Origin of the sequence: Rhodococcus sp. 14-2483-1-2 (genome assembly GCF_002259405.1) — a bacterium.
Lineage (GTDB): Bacteria > Actinomycetota > Actinomycetes > Mycobacteriales > Mycobacteriaceae > Rhodococcoides.
The window spans coordinates 16,777-36,135 of the sequence record NZ_NPFW01000018.1 but is presented as its reverse complement, the minus strand read 5'-3'; the positions used below and the strand labels follow the sequence as shown (position 1 = coordinate 36,135).

General features: G+C 64.7%; 23 protein-coding genes. 10 read left to right on the top strand and 13 right to left on the bottom strand.

Annotation, left to right across the window (positions count from 1 at the left end):
* Positions 1–38: 38 nt before the first annotated feature.
* Together CH295_RS17150 and CH295_RS17145 are read left to right on the top strand one after the other, a co-directional pair.
* The gene (locus CH295_RS17150) at positions 39–269 is read left to right on the top strand and encodes a PTS sugar transporter subunit IIB (protein ID WP_032393491.1); all 231 of its coding nucleotides are present in this window, start codon (positions 39–41) and stop codon (positions 267–269) included.
* On the top strand, positions 266–727 hold the full coding sequence (locus tag CH295_RS17145; RefSeq protein WP_094633237.1) for a PTS sugar transporter subunit IIA: 462 nt from the start codon (positions 266–268) through the stop codon (positions 725–727). The genes CH295_RS17150 and CH295_RS17145 overlap by 4 nt, the downstream gene beginning before the upstream one ends.
* A gap of 2 nt (positions 728–729) precedes the next feature.
* Here the strand turns inward: CH295_RS17145 and CH295_RS17140 are convergent, their stop codons facing one another.
* Positions 730–1,473 carry a GntR family transcriptional regulator gene (locus CH295_RS17140; RefSeq protein ID WP_170945949.1) on the bottom strand — a complete coding sequence of 248 codons (744 nt, stop codon included), beginning with the start codon at positions 1,471–1,473 and terminating at the stop codon, positions 730–732.
* A gap of 182 nt (positions 1,474–1,655) precedes the next feature.
* Here CH295_RS17140 and CH295_RS17135 point away from each other — a divergent pair, with 182 nt between their 5' ends.
* Positions 1,656–2,873, top strand: coding sequence for a benzoate/H(+) symporter BenE family transporter (locus tag CH295_RS17135; RefSeq protein ID WP_094741390.1), 1,218 nt, complete (start codon positions 1,656–1,658; stop codon positions 2,871–2,873).
* Positions 2,874–2,883: 10 nt separating this feature from the next.
* On the top strand, positions 2,884–3,357 hold the full coding sequence (locus CH295_RS17130; RefSeq protein ID WP_094741389.1) for an acyl-CoA thioesterase: 474 nt from the start codon (positions 2,884–2,886) through the stop codon (positions 3,355–3,357).
* Between the two features lie 4 nt (positions 3,358–3,361).
* On the opposite strand, the gene CH295_RS17125 is transcribed toward CH295_RS17130, so the two are convergent.
* Together CH295_RS17125 and CH295_RS17120 are read right to left on the bottom strand one after the other, a co-directional pair.
* Positions 3,362–4,387 carry a phosphotransferase family protein gene (locus CH295_RS17125; protein ID WP_094741388.1) on the bottom strand — a complete coding sequence of 342 codons (1,026 nt, stop codon included), beginning with the start codon at positions 4,385–4,387 and terminating at the stop codon, positions 3,362–3,364.
* Positions 4,388–4,501: 114 nt separating this feature from the next.
* Positions 4,502–4,828: a hypothetical protein gene (locus tag CH295_RS17120; protein WP_141217045.1), complete on the bottom strand. Its 327-nt coding sequence runs from the start codon at positions 4,826–4,828 to the stop codon at positions 4,502–4,504.
* Between the two features lie 591 nt (positions 4,829–5,419).
* On the opposite strand from CH295_RS17120, the gene CH295_RS17115 reads away from it, so the two are divergent.
* Positions 5,420–6,133, top strand: a complete 714-nt coding sequence (locus tag CH295_RS17115) for a hypothetical protein (RefSeq protein WP_141217044.1) — start codon at positions 5,420–5,422, stop codon at positions 6,131–6,133.
* A 43-nt stretch (positions 6,134–6,176) separates the two neighbouring features.
* Here CH295_RS17115 and CH295_RS17110 read toward each other — a convergent pair whose 3' ends face one another.
* From CH295_RS17110 to CH295_RS17100, 3 genes are read right to left on the bottom strand one after another with little or no spacing between them, the layout of a single operon-like run.
* Positions 6,177–7,598, bottom strand: coding sequence for an NAD(P)(+) transhydrogenase (Re/Si-specific) subunit beta (locus tag CH295_RS17110; RefSeq protein WP_037193418.1), 1,422 nt, complete (start codon positions 7,596–7,598; stop codon positions 6,177–6,179).
* Positions 7,598–7,921 (bottom strand): NAD(P) transhydrogenase subunit alpha part 2, encoded by a 324-nt coding sequence (locus CH295_RS17105; protein ID WP_037193419.1) that lies wholly within the window; start codon positions 7,919–7,921, stop codon positions 7,598–7,600. The genes CH295_RS17110 and CH295_RS17105 overlap by 1 nt, the downstream gene beginning before the upstream one ends.
* Positions 7,921–9,039: a Re/Si-specific NAD(P)(+) transhydrogenase subunit alpha gene (locus tag CH295_RS17100; protein ID WP_037193420.1), complete on the bottom strand. Its 1,119-nt coding sequence runs from the start codon at positions 9,037–9,039 to the stop codon at positions 7,921–7,923. The genes CH295_RS17105 and CH295_RS17100 overlap by 1 nt, the downstream gene beginning before the upstream one ends.
* Before the next feature lie 254 nt (positions 9,040–9,293).
* Between CH295_RS17100 and CH295_RS17095 the strand changes: the two genes are divergently transcribed.
* Positions 9,294–9,734: an HIT family protein gene (locus tag CH295_RS17095; RefSeq protein WP_037193422.1), complete on the top strand. Its 441-nt coding sequence runs from the start codon at positions 9,294–9,296 to the stop codon at positions 9,732–9,734.
* On the top strand, positions 9,731–10,375 hold the full coding sequence (locus CH295_RS17090; protein WP_094741386.1) for a Type 1 glutamine amidotransferase-like domain-containing protein: 645 nt from the start codon (positions 9,731–9,733) through the stop codon (positions 10,373–10,375). Before CH295_RS17095 ends, CH295_RS17090 begins: the two co-directional genes overlap by 4 nt.
* Before the next feature lie 8 nt (positions 10,376–10,383).
* On the opposite strand, the gene CH295_RS17085 is transcribed toward CH295_RS17090, so the two are convergent.
* On the bottom strand, positions 10,384–10,695 hold the full coding sequence (locus CH295_RS17085; RefSeq protein WP_037193424.1) for a hypothetical protein: 312 nt from the start codon (positions 10,693–10,695) through the stop codon (positions 10,384–10,386).
* A gap of 192 nt (positions 10,696–10,887) precedes the next feature.
* Between CH295_RS17085 and CH295_RS27855 the strand changes: the two genes are divergently transcribed.
* The 3 genes from CH295_RS27855 (at position 10,888) to CH295_RS17070 (ending at position 13,417) form a co-directional block, all read left to right on the top strand.
* Positions 10,888–11,403 (top strand): DUF3558 domain-containing protein, encoded by a 516-nt coding sequence (locus CH295_RS27855; protein WP_170945948.1) that lies wholly within the window; start codon positions 10,888–10,890, stop codon positions 11,401–11,403.
* 4 nt (positions 11,404–11,407) lie between these two features.
* Positions 11,408–11,944: a DUF3558 domain-containing protein gene (locus CH295_RS17075; protein ID WP_094741384.1), complete on the top strand. Its 537-nt coding sequence runs from the start codon at positions 11,408–11,410 to the stop codon at positions 11,942–11,944.
* A gap of 90 nt (positions 11,945–12,034) precedes the next feature.
* On the top strand, positions 12,035–13,417 hold the full coding sequence (locus CH295_RS17070) for an FAD-binding oxidoreductase (RefSeq protein WP_094741383.1): 1,383 nt from the start codon (positions 12,035–12,037) through the stop codon (positions 13,415–13,417).
* On the opposite strand, the gene CH295_RS17065 is transcribed toward CH295_RS17070, so the two are convergent.
* From CH295_RS17065 to CH295_RS17040, 6 genes are read right to left on the bottom strand one after another with little or no spacing between them, the layout of a single operon-like run.
* Positions 13,418–14,728: an aspartate aminotransferase family protein gene (locus CH295_RS17065; protein WP_094633247.1), complete on the bottom strand. Its 1,311-nt coding sequence runs from the start codon at positions 14,726–14,728 to the stop codon at positions 13,418–13,420.
* A complete protein-coding gene (locus tag CH295_RS17060; protein ID WP_094741382.1) occupies positions 14,729–15,865 on the bottom strand; it encodes an ABC transporter substrate-binding protein in 1,137 nt (378 codons plus the stop codon).
* Positions 15,862–16,620, bottom strand: coding sequence for an ABC transporter permease (locus tag CH295_RS17055; protein ID WP_094741381.1), 759 nt, complete (start codon positions 16,618–16,620; stop codon positions 15,862–15,864). Before CH295_RS17055 ends, CH295_RS17060 begins: the two co-directional genes overlap by 4 nt.
* Positions 16,617–17,396 carry an ABC transporter ATP-binding protein gene (locus CH295_RS17050; RefSeq protein ID WP_037193432.1) on the bottom strand — a complete coding sequence of 260 codons (780 nt, stop codon included), beginning with the start codon at positions 17,394–17,396 and terminating at the stop codon, positions 16,617–16,619. The genes CH295_RS17055 and CH295_RS17050 overlap by 4 nt, the downstream gene beginning before the upstream one ends.
* Positions 17,393–18,298, bottom strand: coding sequence for an ABC transporter permease (locus CH295_RS17045; RefSeq protein ID WP_252342079.1), 906 nt, complete (start codon positions 18,296–18,298; stop codon positions 17,393–17,395). The genes CH295_RS17050 and CH295_RS17045 overlap by 4 nt, the downstream gene beginning before the upstream one ends.
* 26 nt (positions 18,299–18,324) lie before the next feature.
* Entirely contained in the window at positions 18,325–19,356 is a 1,032-nt protein-coding gene (locus CH295_RS17040) for a TIGR03842 family LLM class F420-dependent oxidoreductase (RefSeq protein ID WP_037193437.1), read from the bottom strand.
* Positions 19,357–19,359 lie beyond the last annotated feature (3 nt).

Here is a 19,359-nt window from a genome sequence, read left to right as displayed (position 1 = left end):
ACCCGACAGATACAAGCCGACAGAAAGCGAGAATCCACATGTCCAAAGCGGACGCGATCGTCGAAGGCCTCGGCGGTGCCGACAACATCGTCGAGATCGAAGCGTGCATCACTCGGCTGCGCACCGAGGTGAAGGACGGGTCGTTGGTGAACGAGGCGGCGCTCAAGGCAGCAGGTGCCCACGGCGTATTTCACAAGGGAACCGCCGTTCAGGTCATCGTCGGTCCCGAAGCGGACACGCTCGCAGAAGACATCGGCGACATCCTGTGAGCGCAAGGGCGATCCTCAGCCCGGTTGCCGGGCAGGTCATCTCGCTCGCCGACGTGCCCGACCCGGTGTTCTCGGCGCAGATGGTCGGCTCCGGTGTCGCACTACGCCCGGCTCCGAACGACGGGTCCGTCGAGGTTCGTTCACCGGTCGCGGGCACGATCCTCAAACTTCACCCGCACGCGTTCGTCGTTTTCACCGAGGACAAGGCGGGCGTGTTGGTGCACATCGGTATCGACACCGTGAAGATGAAGGGCGCGGGCTTCGAACTCGTTGCAGCAGAGGGCGATCGAGTCGAGGCCGGCGACCTCGTCGTCACCTACGATCCCGCAGCGATCGCGGCGGCGGGCTACTCGGATGTCGTTCCGGTGGTGTTGATGGATTCGAAGCCGGATTCGGTCACGAGTGCGAGCATCGACAACACCGTGGCAGTGGGCGACCTGCTGTTCGAGCTGCCCTGATCTCACCGACGCTGCGGGGTGCGTCGTCCGCCTTCGACTTCCATCGACAATTGGTACCGATCGCAGCGGTACCAGCTCTCGGTGTGTTCGAGCGGCTCGTCGCCACTGAAGGAGACTCGGTCGAAATACAGCACGGGGGCGCCGCGCTTGGTGCCGAGCAGGGTGGCGGTATCACTGTCTGCCGCAGTGGCTTTGACGGTCTGCTCGGCCCGGTCGATCGTCAACCCGTAGTGGATCTGGACGGCCTCGTACACAGACTTGCTCAGATCGTGCTCGATCAGTCCTGGTAGCAGGGAAGCCCGGTACCACGCGTCGTCGACGCTGACCGGTTCGGCGTCGGCCAGCCGTAGACGCTTGACGTGGTAGGTCTGTTCTCCGTCGGCCAGGCCGAGAGCACGAGTCGTTGCCGCCGAGGGGCTTTCGAGCCGCGCGAACAGCACCACAGTGGTAGGCGTCAGCCCCTGCGCGCGCATCTCCTCCGAGAACGATGCCAGGTGCAAACGAGACTGCACGGTGCGACTGGCCACGAACGTGCCCTTGCCACGGACTCGCACCAGATGCCCGTCGTTGACGAGCTGGCCGATGGCCTCGCGGACGGTGATGCGGCTGACGCCGTAGTCCTCCATCAGTTTTCGCTCGCTGGGCATCAGATCGCCGGGTTGCAGCTCCTTGGTGCAGCGGTGCAACAGAATTGCGCGAAGCTGTTCGTGCTTCGGGACTTGACTGTCCCTCAGATGTACGGGCATCACCACTGCGCCGGCCTTTCCGTCACTCGCCGAACCAGCGGTACGGACTGGTCCGGTCCAACCAAGAGACTACGTCACGTCGACGGTGCCCCGACAGCATTCGGCCACGGATTGGTGGCGCCGACTCGGCTCGAGGGGAAACGACGCGACAGGCGACGGCCCGCAGTGCATCATCGTCAGTCGTGACCACTGCCGACGCCGCCGACAGACCGACGCCACTCTCGACCCCTGTCAGCGCTGGAATCGTGGCCTCACTGGTCGGCTTCACCAGCTCGTTCGCCGTCGTGCTGACGGGCCTGCGGGCAGTAGGTGCCAGCCCGACCGAGGCGGCCTCGGGGTTGCTGGCGCTCTGTGTCACGCAGGCGGTGGGCATGATGTGGCTCGCACGCAGATATCGACAGCCCATCACCCTGGCGTGGTCGACGCCGGGCGCTGCGCTGCTCGCCGGAACCGGTGTGGTCGTCGGAGGGTGGCCCGCCGCTGTGGGTGCCTTCGTCACTGTCGGGGTGCTGATCGTCCTGACGGGCCTGTGGCCCAGACTCGGCGCTGCGGTGTCGAAGATTCCGGTACCACTCGCTCAGGCGATGTTGGCCGGAGTGCTGCTACCGCTGTGCGCGGCACCGGTCGGTGCGTTCTCCGACTCACCCGCTCGGATAGCGCCGGTGGTACTCGTCTGGCTCGTGGTACTTCGATTCAGTGCGCGCTGGGCGGTGCCCGCTGCGTTCCTCGCGGCGGCTGCAGTCATCGCAGCGGACTTGATCGGCGGCGGCACACCCATCGCGGCGTCCGATCTGATCCCTCGAATCGACTGGACGGTTCCGCACTGGACCTGGCAGGCGACGATCGGTATAGCGGTGCCGCTGTACATCGTCACCATGGCGTCGCAGAACATCCCGGGCACCACCGTCATGGCGTCGTTCGGCTTCCGAATTCCTTGGCGGGCGTCGATGACGGTCACCGGAACCGGAACTGTCCTGGGCGCATTCGCGGGTGGGCACACGATCAACCTCGCCGCGATCAGCGCTGCGCTCGCGGCGAATCCCAGTGCCCATCCGGACCCGAAGCGGCGTTGGGTCGCGGCATTCTCCGCGGGTTCCTCGTATCTGGTGTTGGCGCTGCTGTCCGCGGCATTGGCAACCCTGGTTGCCGCAGCCCCGGCAGGCGTGGTCGAAACCGTTGCCGGACTTGCTTTGTTGGGAACTCTCGCGGCATCACTGTTCGGTGCACTCGAACATGCATCGGACAGAGAGGCGACCGTTCTGACGTTCCTCGTCGCCGCTTCCGGCCTGACGTTCGCAGGAATCGGCTCCGCATTCTGGGCCTTGGTCGTCGGTCTGGTGGTCCGAGCGATCCTGCGTCGGCAGTCCCCGGCGACGCCCGCTACCGACGCCACTGGTTAAGGTCACGTTCATGACCGATCAGGTGAACCGCGGGCGGGAGTTGTCGCACGCATCGGACTATCCGGCTCTGTGGCCCGTGACGACGCGATGGGACGACAACGACCACTACGGCCACGTCAACAACGTCACCTACTACGCGTATTTCGATACCGCCGTCAACGGTTGGTTGATGGAGACGACCGGACTCGATATCCGCACACTGCCGGCGATCGGTGTCGTCGCCGAAACCTCGTGCCGCTACCTGTCCGAGTTGAGCTTTCCGGATCGCCTTCAGGTGGGCTTGGCCGTCGAGAAGCTGGGCACCCGTAGCATCGTGTACTCGCTCGGGTTGTTCCGCGAGGCAGCCAACGATGCGTTGGAGCTGGCGGCGAGGGGTCGATTCGTACACGTGTACGTCGACGGGACAACGCGTAGACCGGTGGCGATTCCGCCCGAAATCGAGAGCGCAGCGCGGACTCTGGTGATCGGGACCGGGTCGATCTGACCGACTACAGGCCGATCTCGTCGGCTGTACGCAACGCCCTGGTGACGATGTCGTCGATGAGCGTCGTGGTCGGCCCGCCTGCCACGGCCCGGTTTCGCGAGTCGGCTTCCATACGGCGCATGACACCTTCGGCGATGATCGAGAGCTTCCACAACGCCAGCACCTGCCAGAATCCGACATCGGAGACGTCGCGCCCGGTGTGTTGCGCATACGACTCGACGAGCTCGGCCCGAGTGGGAAAGCCCGGCAGAGTCGACGCCATGAACGGACCGGCGACCCCGTCGTCGGCTTGCGGCCAGTAGGCCAGCAGGCCGCCGAGGTCCGCCAACGGATCTCCGAGTGTGCACAGCTCCCAGTCGACGACCGCCGCGACACGACCGTCTTCGCGGGCCGTGATGACGTTGCTGAGGTGGAAGTCTCCGTGTACCAGGGTCACTTCGTGCTGCGGAGGAATCCCCGCTGCCAATCGAGTTGCCAGCGAATCGATACCGGGTACGTCGCGAGTGCGCGAGGATTCCCACTGCTTGGTCCACCGGGCGAGTTGGCGAGCGGCGTACGGCTTGTGACTGGCCAGATTCGCCAAACCCGAGGAGTCGAGATCGACGCGGTGGATGTCGGACAGTGCCACCGTGAGGCCGAGCCCGACGCGGCGTCGGTGATCGGGGTCGAGTTGTTCGGCTGCCGCCACCGAGTCGACGACGATCCCGTCGACGAAACTCATCAGCACGAGCGGGACCTCGGACACCGAAGGATCCTCGGTGATCGCGATCATCTTCGGAACCGGCACCGCCGTGTTCTGCAGTCCGGAAAGAATCCGATGTTCGCGCACCACGTCGTGTGCGGACGCCAGCAGATGCCCCAGTGGTGGACGCCGAAGTACCCAGCTGCTGCCACCGGCGTCGCGCACGGCATAGGTGAGATTGGACTGACCGTTGCCGATTCGCTGGTAGGTGAGAGGCGAGGTTGCGCCGATCCCCAATCCTGCGATCCAGGTCGATACTGCGTCCTCGTCCAGTCCCACTGCGCCCATACAGAACCCTCACTTCGCCGCGCGACACCGTTGTCGACTGCCGTCATCGGAATTCGACCGATAGTAGCGAAGCGGAACCTGCCCTGGTGCGAAAGACTCCGGGCCCGGGGCGAGTCAGCTGGCGCGCACGAAGGCGGGGATCAGAGCCGGTGTGGCAACTGCTGCGGCCGGCACCGCTGCTTCGTGACGCTTGACGGCGATTTCGTCCACTTCGCCGATCAGCATTGCTACCAGCGTCTCCGGCTCGGCCGCCCACACCGAGGAGATGTTGCGTACCTCGGCGGGAGCGAAGAGGCCGCTGTTGGTCAGTGCATCGATCCACTCGGCGACTGCCTCGGCGGTGGGCTCCGGCACGGTGGATCGGTCGAGGGAATCCGCTTCGAACTCGTTGCAAAAGAACGCGCGGACCATGTCGAGCTGTCCCTGAGACATTGCGGTCATGTTCTTCTCCTTCGAGTTTCCGGCGTCCGTAGCTGTCGAGTACCCGATTCCGGCGGGCTGTGACGGGCACCACGGTCCGTTTCCAGATCGTTATCGATTTGGGTGTAACGGCCGAATCCGGGTTTCCGATGCGGCTGAAACTACGCCCTTTCGGACGGTCTCGCCCAGGGTGAACTGGACTATGTGAGTATCGTCACACACATGGACCCATCCAATCAACGCCTTGCAACGAAGTCATAGCTCGCATTGCGAAATGCTGTGACGCTGAACAATCGAAGGACAAACGCCCAGCTGAGCGGACCGAGGACCATCAGAGGGCGCGATTCGGCGGCAGGAATGCGAGCATCGCCGATCGAATCCACTCGATTCTATTCGAGGTCAGTGGCCCGCTTGGCCCTCACAAACCAGTTTCCGCCCCCGAATGGATCGGCCAAACCGACTCGGAGAATTTGACTGGCGGCCACCGCTACTCGAAACTGCATGATTCCGCTCAGACCGTGCGGTGTGATCGAATCGTTACCACGGCAAGAATCAGCCGCTTCCCATGTTCCTCACATCCTGCGTTCAGCCGGTTCGGGCACCGTGGCACTCATGCCTCCACCGAGCCTGGATTCCGGACCGATCCGCGCATCCCCCGACGCCGAGACGCCTGCCGTGCCGTCCACCACCTCGAGCCGTCCACGCCGGCGAGCGGTCGCCGTGCGGTCGGCCGTGTCAGGTGCCTCCGCAGTCCTGCTGCTGATCTTCCTGATGTGGGCGCCGCACGCCGCACCCTCGACGTTCGGGGAATCCATGCCCGGCTCGGCACTGGCCGCTCACGTACTCGATGCGATCGATGTGACCGCCGTCTTGATCGCCGTGGCCGCGCTCGCGGTCGTGGCGCTGATACGCAAGCTGCCGTTCGGCATCGGGGTGGTGATCGCCTGCACCATCGGTGCCGTCGTGACCAGTGCGCTCGCTCGCGAGATCATGGGAGCCACGACGGCGTCCGCAGACCTTCCGAGCGGTCAACTCGTCGCCGTGGCCTCGCTGCTCGGAGCTGCATCCATGGTGGCGTCCGCGGCGTGGCGGCCCGTGATCCTCGGTCTGGGAACTGTCGCGACGCTCGCGGTGGCGGCGGCCGCCCTGATCGTCGGATCCGCGTCCATCACCGGGATCGTGAGCGCAGCATCGATCGTGTTCGTGTGGTGGCCGGCGTGCTCGATCGTCATGCTCTTCTCACCCGACGCAGCTGCCCGTGAAGCCCGCAACCCGCTCGACACGGCCGCGCTGGCGGTTCGACGCAAGACGGGGCGCTCCCGGTGATGAACAACGGGAGCGCCCCATCGAGGCTGCTGACTGCTCGCGACTAGAGAGCCTTGAGCTCCTCGGTCACCTCGGAAACCGATTTCTTCGCGTCACCGAACAGCATCGAGGTGCCCTCGGCGAAGAACAACGGGTTCTCGATACCTGCGAATCCGGACGACATCGACCGCTTGAGAACGATGACCGACTTCGATTGATCGACGTTCAGGATCGGCATGCCGTGAATCGGGCTCGACGGATCGTTGCGCGCAGCCGGATTGGTCACGTCGTTCGCGCCGATGACCAACGTGACATCGGTACGGGCGAACTCGTCGTTTATGTCGTCCATCTCCTTCATCGCGTCGTATGCGACGTCGGCCTCTGCAAGGAGCACGTTCATGTGCCCGGGCATGCGACCGGCGACGGGGTGAATGGCGTATTTGACCTCGACACCCTTCGACTCGAGCAGCTTGGCCATGTCCTTGACCGCATGCTGTGCCTGCGCAACGGCGAGGCCGTATCCGGGAACGACGATGACCTGGTTGGCGTACGCCATCTGGATGGCAGCGTCGGCTGCGGACGTGGCCTTCGCCGTTCCCCCACCTGCGCCGGCGGGACCTGCAGCAGCGTCACCGCCGCCGAATCCACCGGCGACGATTGCCGGAATGGATCGGTTCATGGCCTTGGCCATGAGGTTGGTCAGGATCGTGCCGGACGCGCCGACGATCATGCCTGCAACGATCATCGCGGTGTTGTTGAGCGCCAGACCTGCCGCCGCAGCAGACAAACCGGTCAGAGCGTTGAGCAGCGAAATGACGACCGGCATGTCTGCGCCGCCGATGGGCAGCACCACCGTCAGACCGAGAATTCCGGCGAGTACCAGAACCGCAACGATCCACCACTGCGACACCCCGCCGCCCGGAGTGGCGTTGATGCCGATGACCACTGCAGCGGCCACAGCGCCGATCAGCAGCAGAGCGTTGAGCGGCTGCTGCAATTTGCCGATGGTGATGGGCGAACCGGGCAGGGTCTCCTGCAGCTTGAGAAACGCGATCAGTGATCCCCAGAACGAGATCGACCCGATGATCGCCGCGAACAGCGACCCGATGACGATGTGGACAGTCGGTGATTCACCGTGCTTGAAGTTCGAGAATCCCGACGTGTCGAGGAACTCGGCCCAGGCGATCAACGCGACGGTTCCACCGCCGACGCCGTTGAACAGAGCCACCAGCTGTGGCATCGCGGTCATCTTGACCCGGCGAGCAGGCGGGATACCGAGCGCAACGCCGACGACCAGACCGACGACGATCAGAATCCAGTTGCCGGTGTCTCGGATGGAGATCAGCGTCGCCACGACAGCGAGGAACATGCCGACCGCGGCGATCTGGTTGCCACGCACGGCCGTCTTCGGTCCGGTCAGACCCATCAGGCCGTAGATGAACATGCCGAAGGCGACGATGTAGAGAATGTTGACGAGATTGTCCATCAGGAGTCAGCACCCTTCTTGGCCTCGGCAGGAACGGGCTTGGACTTGAACATGCCGAGCATGCGGTCGGTGACCACGAATCCACCGATGACGTTGACGGTTCCGAACACGAGAGCGACGAACAGGATGACCTGCAGGCCGATGGACGGATCGTCGACCTTGCCGAGCACCACCAGGGCACCGAGCACGACGATGCCGTGGATGGCATTGGTTCCCGACATCAACGGGGTGTGCAAGGTGTTGGGCACCTTGGAGATCACGGCGAAGCCGACGAACCCGGACAACACCAGGATCGCGATGTTCGCGAGCAGCGGGGTGTACATCAGTTCTCCTTCTCACGTGTCACGCAGGCACCGGCGAGAACCTCGTCCGAGAAATCGGGGGCGAGCTTGCCGTCGACCAACATGAGTTCGAGCAATGCCGAGATGTTCTTCGAGTACAGCTCGCTGGCGTGCTCGGGCATCGAGGCCGGCAGGTTCAACGGCGAGCAGATGGTGACATCGTGCTTGACGACCGTCTCGCCGGGCTCGGTGAGTTCGCAGTTGCCTCCGGTTTCCCCTGCGAGGTCGATCACGACGCTGCCGGGCTTCATGCCCTCGACGGCTGCGGCCGTGACCAGTCGCGGGGCGGGGCGTCCGGGCACCAACGCGGTGGTGATGACCACGTCGAATCCCTTGATGGCCTCTTCGAGAGCCTTCTGCTGTTGCACCCGCTCGTCTTCGGTCAGCTCACGCGCGTATCCGCCCTCGCCTGCGGCGTCGATCCCCAGGTCGAGCCACTGCGCGCCGACGGAGCGAACCTGATCCGCCACCTCCGGTCGCACGTCGTACCCGGTGGGGCGGCCGCCGAGACGCTTCGCGGTGGCGAGCGCCTGCAGACCTGCCACACCGACGCCCAGTACCAGCACGGTAGCGGGCTTGACGGTGCCAGCGGCGGTGGTGAGCATCGGGAAGAACCGGGTGGACTCCGACGCGGCCAGCAGCACGGCCTTGTAGCCGGCGACGTTGGCCTGAGAGGACAGTGCGTCCATCACCTGCGCCCGCGAGATCCGCGGGATCGCTTCGACGGCGAAGGCCTGTACTCCGGCCGCCTTCAACGCCCCGATGCTGTTCTCCGCGTTGCGCGGTGCCAGGAATCCGATGAGCGTCGAGCCCGACTTCAGCTTGGCGATCTCGGCATCGGACGGCGGCGCAACCTTCACCACGACGTCCGCCGACCATGGATCACCGATGGTCGCTCCGGCGGCGACGTACAGCTCGTCGGGAATCAGAGCGCCGAGACCGGCACCCGATTCGACAACGATCTCCACGCCCTTACCCGTCAGGGAGGCAACAATCTTGGGCACCAGGGCGACGCGACGTTCGCCCTCCCCCGATTCCCGAACCACACCGACGACAGTCGTGGATCCCGAACCCTTCTCAGTGCTCTGCGATGTATCCAAATCTCCGTCTTCCTGCGTTGAATGGTGTCCACTGATCGGCCGATGGTCCCGAACGTGCGACGAGTGGACGAACCCATGCGACAAAGGCACAAGGTCCCTGATAGTAGCCAGAGGAGACAGACCGCGGGTAACCCGGAACACAGTCCGATTCGTTCTGAATCGAGTCCGTTGGGCATTCCGCGGTTACAGGACGAGCAATTGTGATGCACGCCATACAGGTCTATCGGTGATGATCGGACCCTACAGTGACAACCGTGGAATCTTGCATCTTCTGTGCCATCGTCGCCGGCGACGCCCCCGCGCACCGTGTGTTCGAGAACGACCATGCGATCGCCTTTCTCGACATCCGGCCGGTCAGTCGCGGACACCTGCTCGTCGTCCCGCGCGAGCACGCCACCGATCTGAACTCGACCCATCCGGACGCGGCCGCCGACGTGTTTCGCGTCGGACACACCCTGTCGCGCGCAGTGCGCCACTCGGACCTGCGCGCCGACGGAGCCAATCTCGTCATCAACGACGGCAAGGCCGCGTTTCAGACGGTCTTCCACCTGCATCTGCACGTGGTGCCCCGGTGGCATCGGGATCGCTTCCGGTTCGCGGCCGGGTTCGTGACGCGTCGCCTGAGTGAGCCCGAGCGTGTCGCGGACGCAGTTCGCGTCGGGTTGGCCCGGCTGAACGGCGAATCGACAGCATGAAGCTGTTCCTGTCGTCCTATCGATTCGGCGGCCACTCGGACGCTTTCGTCGAGCTCACCGGGCCGCCGTCCGATATCGCGATCATCGCGAACGCATCGGACGCGTGGCCCCTCGCCGCTCGCACGTCCTCGCTCCGAAGCGAGTTCGGTCCGCTGCGGGCGCTCGGGTACCGGCCTGCCGAGCTGGATCTGCGCGATCACGTGGGTCGGCCCGCCGCATTCGAGCGCGCACTCGACGGCTTCGGTGCGGTGTGGGTGCGCGGGGGCAACACCTTCGTCCTGCGCGCTCAACTCGCCCGCTCGGGTGCAGACGAGATCCTCACCGAGCGTGTTCGGCGGGGATCGATCGTGTACGGCGGATACAGCGCGGGCGCGTGTGTGGCCGCACCATCGTTGATCGGAGTCGAGGACGCGGACGACCCAGGCGAGGTTCGGCCCGCCACCGGTGTCGATCCGGTGTGGATCGGACTGGGCCTGGTCGATTACTCGATTGTCCCGCATCTGAATTCTGTTCTGGACGAGAATGATTCGGGGCACGCAACGGTGCAGCGCCTACGCAGGGACGGTGTCGACTGTCATGGGTTGACCGACGAACAGGCCATCGTCGTCGATGCGTCGGGGACGCGGTTGCTCGGTACTTGACCTTTACTTCAGCCCAGGCGGGCAAGTGGTGCGAGCCGGTCCAGCGAGGACCACGCCAGCGAGCATCGCCTGGCGGTCATCTCGTCCGCGTCGAGCACCAGCATGTCGAACAACTGCCGAGGGGCCTGATGCCACGAGTCGGCAATACGCGCGATGGTTGCTCGATCGAACAGCCCTGACTGCGTCAACGCCTGAACCCATTCGTCGATCTCGCCTCGGTGAATGCGCTCGATGGTGTCGTATTCGATTCCGCCCCCGAGGAATTCGTACGAGAACATCGCGGCCACGTAGTTCCAGGAGTCACTTCCGGGATCGATCATGGTGCAGCCTCCTTGTCGACTCGCACCGCGTGGGGTGTGAGGTTCGCTGCGCTGGACGCTAGCGTGGCGAACTACAAATTTGCGTGTCGGCGACGCATCGATCTGGTAACGCCTGAGGCTGGTGTTACTGATGTGACTCACTTCGATCAAACGCTCCCCCTCTGCCGTGCAGGGTGGGTAGAGTCCGCATTCGTGCGCACCAGGGCCGTTACAGCGTTGATCGCGGCGGTCGGATGTGTACTGGTCGGATGCTCCGACACACCGGGCACCGAAGCCGATCCGGATCCGGCCGAGACGGCCGACCAGCTCATCACCGAAGAGCTCTTCGTCGGTGAATGCGGGTCGATGGACAACACGGAAGTGCAGACACTCACGGCCGTTCCCGATCTGACGGTGGTGTCCGAGAACGCTGTTCGTTGCCGATGGGAATCCGCGAGCGGCGCTTACGCGATGTTCACCTGGTACCGCGGCAGCCCCATCGACCGAGAGAGTTCCGTGGCCGAAGCCGTCGGCCGCACCATCGAGCGCATCGATGTGGACGGACACCCGGGATTCACCGCAGCAGCGTCGGGCGCGTCGTGCGAGGCCGGGGTCGAGAACGGGGACGGCTTCGTCCACTGGTCCGTCAACTACGTGGTCGACGGCCCCCGTGACTCCTGCGACGTCGTCGAGGATCTGGCCAGATCCACGATCTCGAAGGCGAAGTAGCCCGATGACGACGTTCCCTTCCACCGATTCCACCCGTCGCGTCCTCGCCGCTGTCCTCGTGACTGCGGCCGTCGGTACCGGATGCAGCACCACCGTGACCGGCAAGGCGGTACCCGCTCGATCGGGCGGCAGCGGACAGTTCGACAAGCTGCTCGAGGAGTGCATCGCCGTCCCGGATCCCACCATCGCCGAAACGGTGGGAGCCGACCTCGTCGATCAGTACTTCTACGGTGCGGTGTGCATGTGGACCGGGATCGGTGCAGGCGGACTCATCGACGTGACCTTCGCCTGGTTCGAGAACGATGCACTTTCGCGTGAGCGAGAGCTGGCCGATCGACTCGGCTACACCACCGAAGACGTTGCCGTTGGCGGCACCACAGCGTTCCTGTCGCGACGACCGGCCGACCCGTCGTCGTGCGGAATCAGCGCGGCGTACTCGGGCGTCATCACCTGGTGGGTGCAGTACCGAGGCGGCAGTCCGGCCGACCCGTGCGCCGCCGCCACCGAACTCGCAGAACTGACGCTGCAACGCAATCAGTGATCGAGCGTCGACCGACCCCGACTCCGCCGCACGCGCGGCCGTGACAGACTCGGGTGTCGACGGTCACATTTTCGACGTGAGGAGACCGAGATGTCGGTGACGACCGATGCAGATGCCCGCCTGAGCGAGCTCGAATCCCTTCTTTCGCCCGGCGCGGTGGTCACCGACCCGGACATCACCGAGGGCTACCGACGCGACTGGGCGAAGGATCCCGACGCCGGAACCCCGCTGGCCGTCGTGCGCGCACAGTCCACCGAGGACGTTCGTGCCGTGATGCGGTGGGCCACCGAGCACAACGTGGCGGTCGTCCCGCGCGGTGCCGGATCGGGTTTGTCCGGCGGAGCCACCGCCGTGGACGGCGGAATCGTGCTCACCACCGAGTTGATGCGAGAGATCACCGTCGATCCGGTGACCCGCATCGCCGTCGTACAACCCGGGCTGCTCAACGTCGAGGTCAAGAAGGCCGTCGCGGAACACGGCCTCTGGTACCCACCGGATCCGTCCTCGTTCGAGATGTGTTCCATCGGAGGCAATGCGGCCACCAATGCGGGCGGCCTGTGCTGTGTGAAGTACGGAGTCACCACCGATTACGTTCTCGGTCTCGAGGTCGTCCTGGCCGACGGTACCGCCGTCCGACTGGGCGGGCCACGCCTGAAAGACGTTGCAGGCCTGTCCCTTGCGAAGCTGTTCGTCGGCTCCGAGGGCACGCTGGGCATCATCACCGAGATCACTCTTCGATTGATTCCGGCGCAACCTCCCGCCAGTACGGTGGTCGCCTCGTTCGCGTCGGTGCACGACGCGACCACCGCCATTCTGGCCATCACCCGGAACTTGCGGCCGTCGATGCTCGAATTCATGGACCGCGCGTCCATCGGTGCCGTCGAGGATGCCATGAACATGGGGCTCGATCGCGAGGCGGACGCGATGCTCATTGCTCGGTCCGACTCCCCCGGTGCCGACCGAGGTCGCGAGATCGAGATCATGGCGGCCGCGTGCACCGAGGCCGGGGCCTCGGATGTCTTCACGACCGACGACCCCGATGAGGGTGAGGCCTTCGCTGCCGCAAGGCGATTCGCCATTCCCGCGGTCGAACGACTCGGCAGCCTGCTGCTCGAGGACGTCGGGGTTCCACTGCCCGCACTACCGGCCCTCGTCGACGGAATCGCCGAACTGTCCACGAAATACGACGTGCTGGTGGCGGTCATCGCCCACGCCGGCGACGGCAACACCCACCCTCTGATCGTCTTCGACCCCGAGGACGCCGACATGACACGGCGCGCCAACATCGCATTCGGCGCGATCATGGATCTGGCAATTTCCTTGGGCGGCACCATCACCGGTGAACACGGCGTCGGTCGCCTCAAGAAGGCGTGGCTGCCCGATCAGGTGGGTGAGGACGTCATGGAACTGACCCGCCGGATCAAGACCGCACTCGATCCGGCAGGCATCCTCAATCCCGGTGCGGTGCTGTGATCACCCGTCGACGGTGAAGCCGTCCGCCACCGTCAGTACCTCGTCGAGGATTTCCAGTCCCTGACGAATCTCGTCCTCCGAGGTCGTCAGCGGGGGCGCGATCTGAAGGCGGTTGCCTGCCACGAACGGCCACAGTCCACGTGACTTCGCCGCGGCGGTCACCGTGCCCATGGCCGCTGCGTCCTTGCCCGACGCGGCAAAAGGCACCAGCGGTTCCTTCGTCTCGCCGTCCTTGACCAATTCGACGGCCCAGAAGAATCCCTTGCCGCGCACCTCACCCACGCTCGGATGAGATTCGGCCAGCTTCGACAGGCCCGCACCGAGTACGTCCTCCCCCACGTGACGCACGTGCGGAAGGATCTTGTCGCGCTCGAACACTCCGATGGATGCCACGCCGGCGGCGCACCCGAGCACGTGGCCGGAGTAGGTCAACCCTCCCGGATAGGCTTTGTGGTCGAACTGCGAGGCGATCTTCTCCGAGATGACCACACCGCCGAGGGGGATGTACCCGGAGTTGACGCCCTTGGCGAACGTGATCAGATCCGGTGTCACATCCCAGGCCTGGCATGCGAACCATTCGCCGATTCGCCCGAACCCGACCATCACTTCGTCGGCAATGTAGACGATCCCGTACTTGTCGCACAGCGCCCGAACCCCGGCCAGATATCCGGGCGGCGGGATCAGCACACCGTTGGTGCCGATGACCGATTCCAGGATCAGTCCGGCGATGTTCTGCGCACCCTCGAGCACGATGACCTGTTCCAGGTGCGCCAGTGCTGCGGCCGTCTCGTCCTCGGGAGTCGTTGTGCCCCAGGGTGACCGGTACGGATACGGCCCGAAGAAGCGTACGACGTCGACGTTGGTCGGTTCGGTGCCCCAACGCCTCGGCTCGCCGGTGAGACCGATCGCAACTCCGGTTCCACCGTGGTACGAGCGGTACGCGGCGAGCATCTTCGTACGCCCGGTGTGCTGTCGCGCCAGCCGCACCGCATGCTCGACGGCTTCTGCGCCACCGGTCGTGAAGAACACTCGGTCCAAATCACCCGGCGCACGTTCGGCGATCAACGCGGCGAGTTCACTGCGCTTGTTGTTGGCCACGGTGGGAGAAATGGTCGTCAGAACCTGGGCCTGTTCGACGATGGCGGCGACGACGTCGGGGTGTTGATGCCCGAGATTGACGTTGACCAGCTGCGACGAGAAGTCCAGGTACCGCTTGCCCTTGTCGTCCCAGAACCACGACCCCTCCGCACCCTCGACGGTGATCGGATTCAGTTCGGCCTGCGCCGACCAGGAGTAGAACACGTGATCCATCTACTTGCCGCCTTCCTCCAGTGTGACCTCCATCGGAGCGTACGACTCCCCGGTGACATCCACACCGTCGGCCTTCAACAAATCCAGCGCCTGGCTCACGTACTCGTTGGTGTAGGCCTCGGCGTCGGGATCGGCGGTCAGCACCGTCGAGCCCTCGGCGTTCTTCGTCGTCTTGGCGATGTCGACGGTCTGCTGCCATGCCGCCTCGTCGATCATCCCGATGCCGTCCGCCGACGGCCAGATCAGCTTGTTGACTTCGTTGACCTGCCAGAGCTGATGGCTCGCGCCCAATGTGGACCCCGCGGCGACGGTGATGTCGCGGCACTTCTCGACGTTGTCTCGGCAGAAGATCCAGCCCTTCAGCGAGGCCGCCAAGAATTTGACCGTCTGCTCCTGGTAGGCCTCGTCGGAGAGCTTGTCGGTGTTGGCCCAGATCGCGTCCTGCAGCATCGCGACGCCGTCGTCGTTCCAGTTCAGCGACGCGAAATCGTCTGCGGTGTAGAGCGCACCGGTTGCGGGGTTCACGGTCTCGAGCAACTGCGCGTACTCGTTGTACGACATCGCCTGGGCTGCGGCGATATCACCGGACAGCAGTCCGTTCATGTCGAACTGCTGCTGAACCAACGTCACGTCGGAGGGACTGACCCCGGCCTTGGTCATACCGGCGAACAGCTCGAATTCGTTGCCGTAGCCCCAGTTTCCGACGGTCTTGCCCTGGAGGTCGGCCGGTGAGGCAATGTTCTGATCCTTGAACGAGACCTGCAATGTGCCCGACTTCTGGTAGATCTGGGCCACGTCGGTGATGCCGGCTCCGGCTTCACGGGATGCGAGCGCCTTCGGCACCCACGCGACGGCATAATCGGCCTGCCCCTGTGCGAGCACAGTTTGCGGGACGATATCCGTTCCACCGTCGAGGATTTCGACGTCCAGCCCCTGTTCCGCATAGAAACCCTGATCGACGGCGGCGAGGTAGCCCGCGAACTGGCCCTGTTTGAACCACTGCAGTTGCAGCTTGATCGTGGTGTCCCCATCGGCGGTGGTGTCGGTGTCGGTCGTGGTGGTACTGCAGGCCGAGGCGACCACCGCCAGAGCCATGACGACGGCGAAAAGAGGTCGGGGGGTTCGAGTGATTTTCATATCCATCTTTCCTGGGGACGACGCCGGGACACGAGTTTCTCGAGCAACAGAACAACCACGAAGAACAGCAAACCGACTGCGATGGCACCCATCACGTAGGCCCACGCCCGGGGGTAGGCCGTGTTCGCCGCGGCGGAGGTGATCCGCGACCCCAAACCGTTCTGCAGTCCACCGAAGTACTCGCAGATGATGGCAGCAATGACAGCATTGGGAGCCGCAACCCGCAAGCCGGTGAAGATGTGCGGAACGGCGGACGGGAGGCGAACGATTCGGGTGAACTGCCAACCACCCACGGCATACGACGTCATCAGGTCGTGGTGCACAGCCGAGACCTGACGCAGTCCTTTTGCCGCACTGACGAATACCGGGAAGAACACGACGATGGTCACCACGAGTCGCCGCGGTAGATCGGTGGTCGAGGAGAACATCGAGTTGAACACCGGCGCAAGAGCGACGATCGGAACGGCTGCGGCACCCGCTGCCAACGGGGTGAGCAGCTCGTCGACGATCCGCAGGCGAACCGCTGCCATTGCCGCGAGGAGACCGAGCACCGACCCTGCGATCAACCCCATGAGAGCGTTGGTTCCCGTTGCCAGACTTGCCGATCCGATGTTACCGAGGTTCCGCACGAATTGCTCGGCGATGGCGCTCGGCGACGGCAGCAGGAACGACGGAACCCCGGCGACGACCGTGAGCAACTGCCACAGTGCGAGCGCCGCCGCACCGAACACCACCGGCGGCAACCAGACCTTCATCGCAGTTCCGCACTGCGAACCGTACGGCCGTGCAATGCGTCACGAACCGCGGTGATGGACGAGAAGAACTCCGCCGATTCGCGCGGATCCCCGTTCGTGTCGAATCTGTCGATCGTGAGTGTGTCGACGATCCGTCCCGGGCGTGGGGACATGACAACCACCCGATCGGACAGGTACACCGCTTCGGGAATCGAGTGGGTCACGAACACCACTGCTGCGCCGGACTCCTCGGCGATGCGCAGTAGGTCGTTCTGCATCTTCTCGCGGGTCATCTCGTCCAGGGCCCCGAACGGTTCGTCCATCAACAACAGTCCCGGTGTTCGGGCGAGCGCCCGCGCGATCGCCACTCGTTGCTGCATCCCACCGGATAGCTGGCTGGGAAATCTCTCTGCGAAATCGGTGAGTCCGACGAGGTCCAGCAGTTCGCGAACTCGTTCTGCCCGAGCGCGTTTGGGCACCTTGTGCAGTTCCAGCGGCAATGCGACGTTCGATTGCACTGTGCGCCAATCGAGCAGCCCTGCCTGTTGAAAGGCGATGCCGTACTTCTGTTCGACGCGGGCTCGGCGTGCCGACAGGCCGAACACCGATACCGAACCGGACGTCGGTTGCTCGAGATCGGCCACGATGCGGAGCAACGTCGACTTGCCGCAGCCCGAAGGCCCGATGAGCGAGACGAATTCACCGGGGGCGATCGCGAGCGATACATCCTCCAGCGCAGTCACTCCCCCGTCGAACGTCTTGCCGACGCCCTCGACGAGTACCGCATGCTCGGTCATGTCTGTGCCCTTCGCGCTGGTGCACGGCCCGCGTAGCGGCCCAGTGCGATATCGAGCAGCGACACCAGTGCGGTCACCACGAGTCCGAGCACCGCAGCGCCCAGAACGGCTGCGTACAAGCGGGATGCGTCTCCTGTTGCCTGCTGCGAGAACACGATGATCTGCCTACCGATACCGCCGGTCGTACCGGTGGAGATTTCGGCGACCACGGCACCGATCACGGCGGCCGCAGCAGCCAGACGCAGTGCCGGAATCAGATGCGGCACAGAGGCGGGCAGGCGCAGTCGAACCAGGGTGGTCCACCATCCGGACGCATAGCTGTGCATCAGATCGAGTGCTGCCCGATCGGGTGCACGCAGGCCGCGCAGCATCCCCACTGCGACTGGGAAGAACGCGAGATACGACGCGATGACGGTGATGCTCATCCAGGGCTGCCACGCGTACCCGCCGATGGCGATCTTCCCGCCCCAGCCGGCGACGAGCGGTGCCAACGCGATCAACGGAACCGTCTGCGAGACGATCACATACGGCAACAAGGACCGCTCGACCCACACGAACCGTTGCATCGCCACCGCCAGCACCAGCCCGACCACCGTCCCCAGCGCGAACCCGAGTACCGCGAGCCCGAACGTGAACAGGCCACTGGACACGATCGCGGCACCGACACTGCGAGCCCCGGCGACGTTCACCTCAGGCTCGGTCAGCGCCGCCAACACCGACCACACGTGGGGTAACGCGCCGTCGTCGGTGCGCGGGAGCACCCGCACTCCGGCGACACTCACCCCGTTCGCGGGGACGAGCACTTTCACCAGCTCCCAGAACACCAGCAACACGCCGACGGCCACCACTGCCATCAACGGACGCCGCACTCCTCGATTCGCACCGGCTGGAGTGGCTGCCACGACCGAAGCCTGATCGAGAACACCCGTCACGACGTTGCCGTCACGCTCGGCCGAATCTGCGGAATGATGCTCTCTCCGTAGGCTTCGAGTGTCGCTGCCTTGGCGTCGTGCTGCAGGTACACCGAGAACTGGTCGACGCCGAGTGTCTCCAGCTCTTTCAGCTTGGCGATGTGATCGGCCGGGGTGCCCAGTAGGCAGAACCTGTCGATCACCTCGTCCGGAACGAATTCTGCGTGAGAGTTTCCGGCTCGACCGTGCTCGTTGTAGTCGTACCCTTTGCGCGCCGCGATGTAGTCGGTGAGTGCCTGTGGAACACCGCCGCCATCGCCGCCGTAGCGCGAGACGATATCGGCGACGTGGTTGCCGACCATCCCGCCGAACCAACGACACTGATCTCGGGCGTGTTCGAGCCCGGCATCGGTGCCGTCGGTGACGTAGGCGGGAGCGGCAACGCAGATCGAGATCGAATCGGGGTCGCGACCGGCCTGCTCGGCCGCGGCGCGGACCCGGCCGATCGTCCACGCCGCGATATCGGGATCGGCCAGCTGCAGAATGAACCCGTCCGCCACCTGGCCGGTGAGCTCGAGTGCTTTCGGCCCGTACGCCGCGACCCATACCTCCAGGCTCGAGTGTTCTGCCCACGGGAACTGCACGGTTGTCTCACCGACCCGAGCGCTCCGCCCATTGGCCAGATTACGGATCACCTCGATCGACTCTCGCAGTGAGGCAAGCGTTGTCGGCTTACCGCCCAGAGCCCGGACCGCGGAGTCGCCGCGGCCGATGCCACAGACCGTCCGATTGCCGAACATGTCGTTGAGCGTCGCGAACGTCGATGCCGTCACCGTCCAGTCACGGGTGGCAGGATTGGTGACCATCGGACCGACGGTCACCCGCCTCGTCGCCGCCAGAATTTGGCTGTAGATGACGTACGGTTCCTGCCACAGCAGGTGCGAATCGAACGTCCACACGTGCGAGAACCCATGTGTCTCTGCCTGTCTGGCCAGATCGATCACACGGGACGCAGGCGGATTGCACTGGAGCACTACCCCGATGTCCATGAC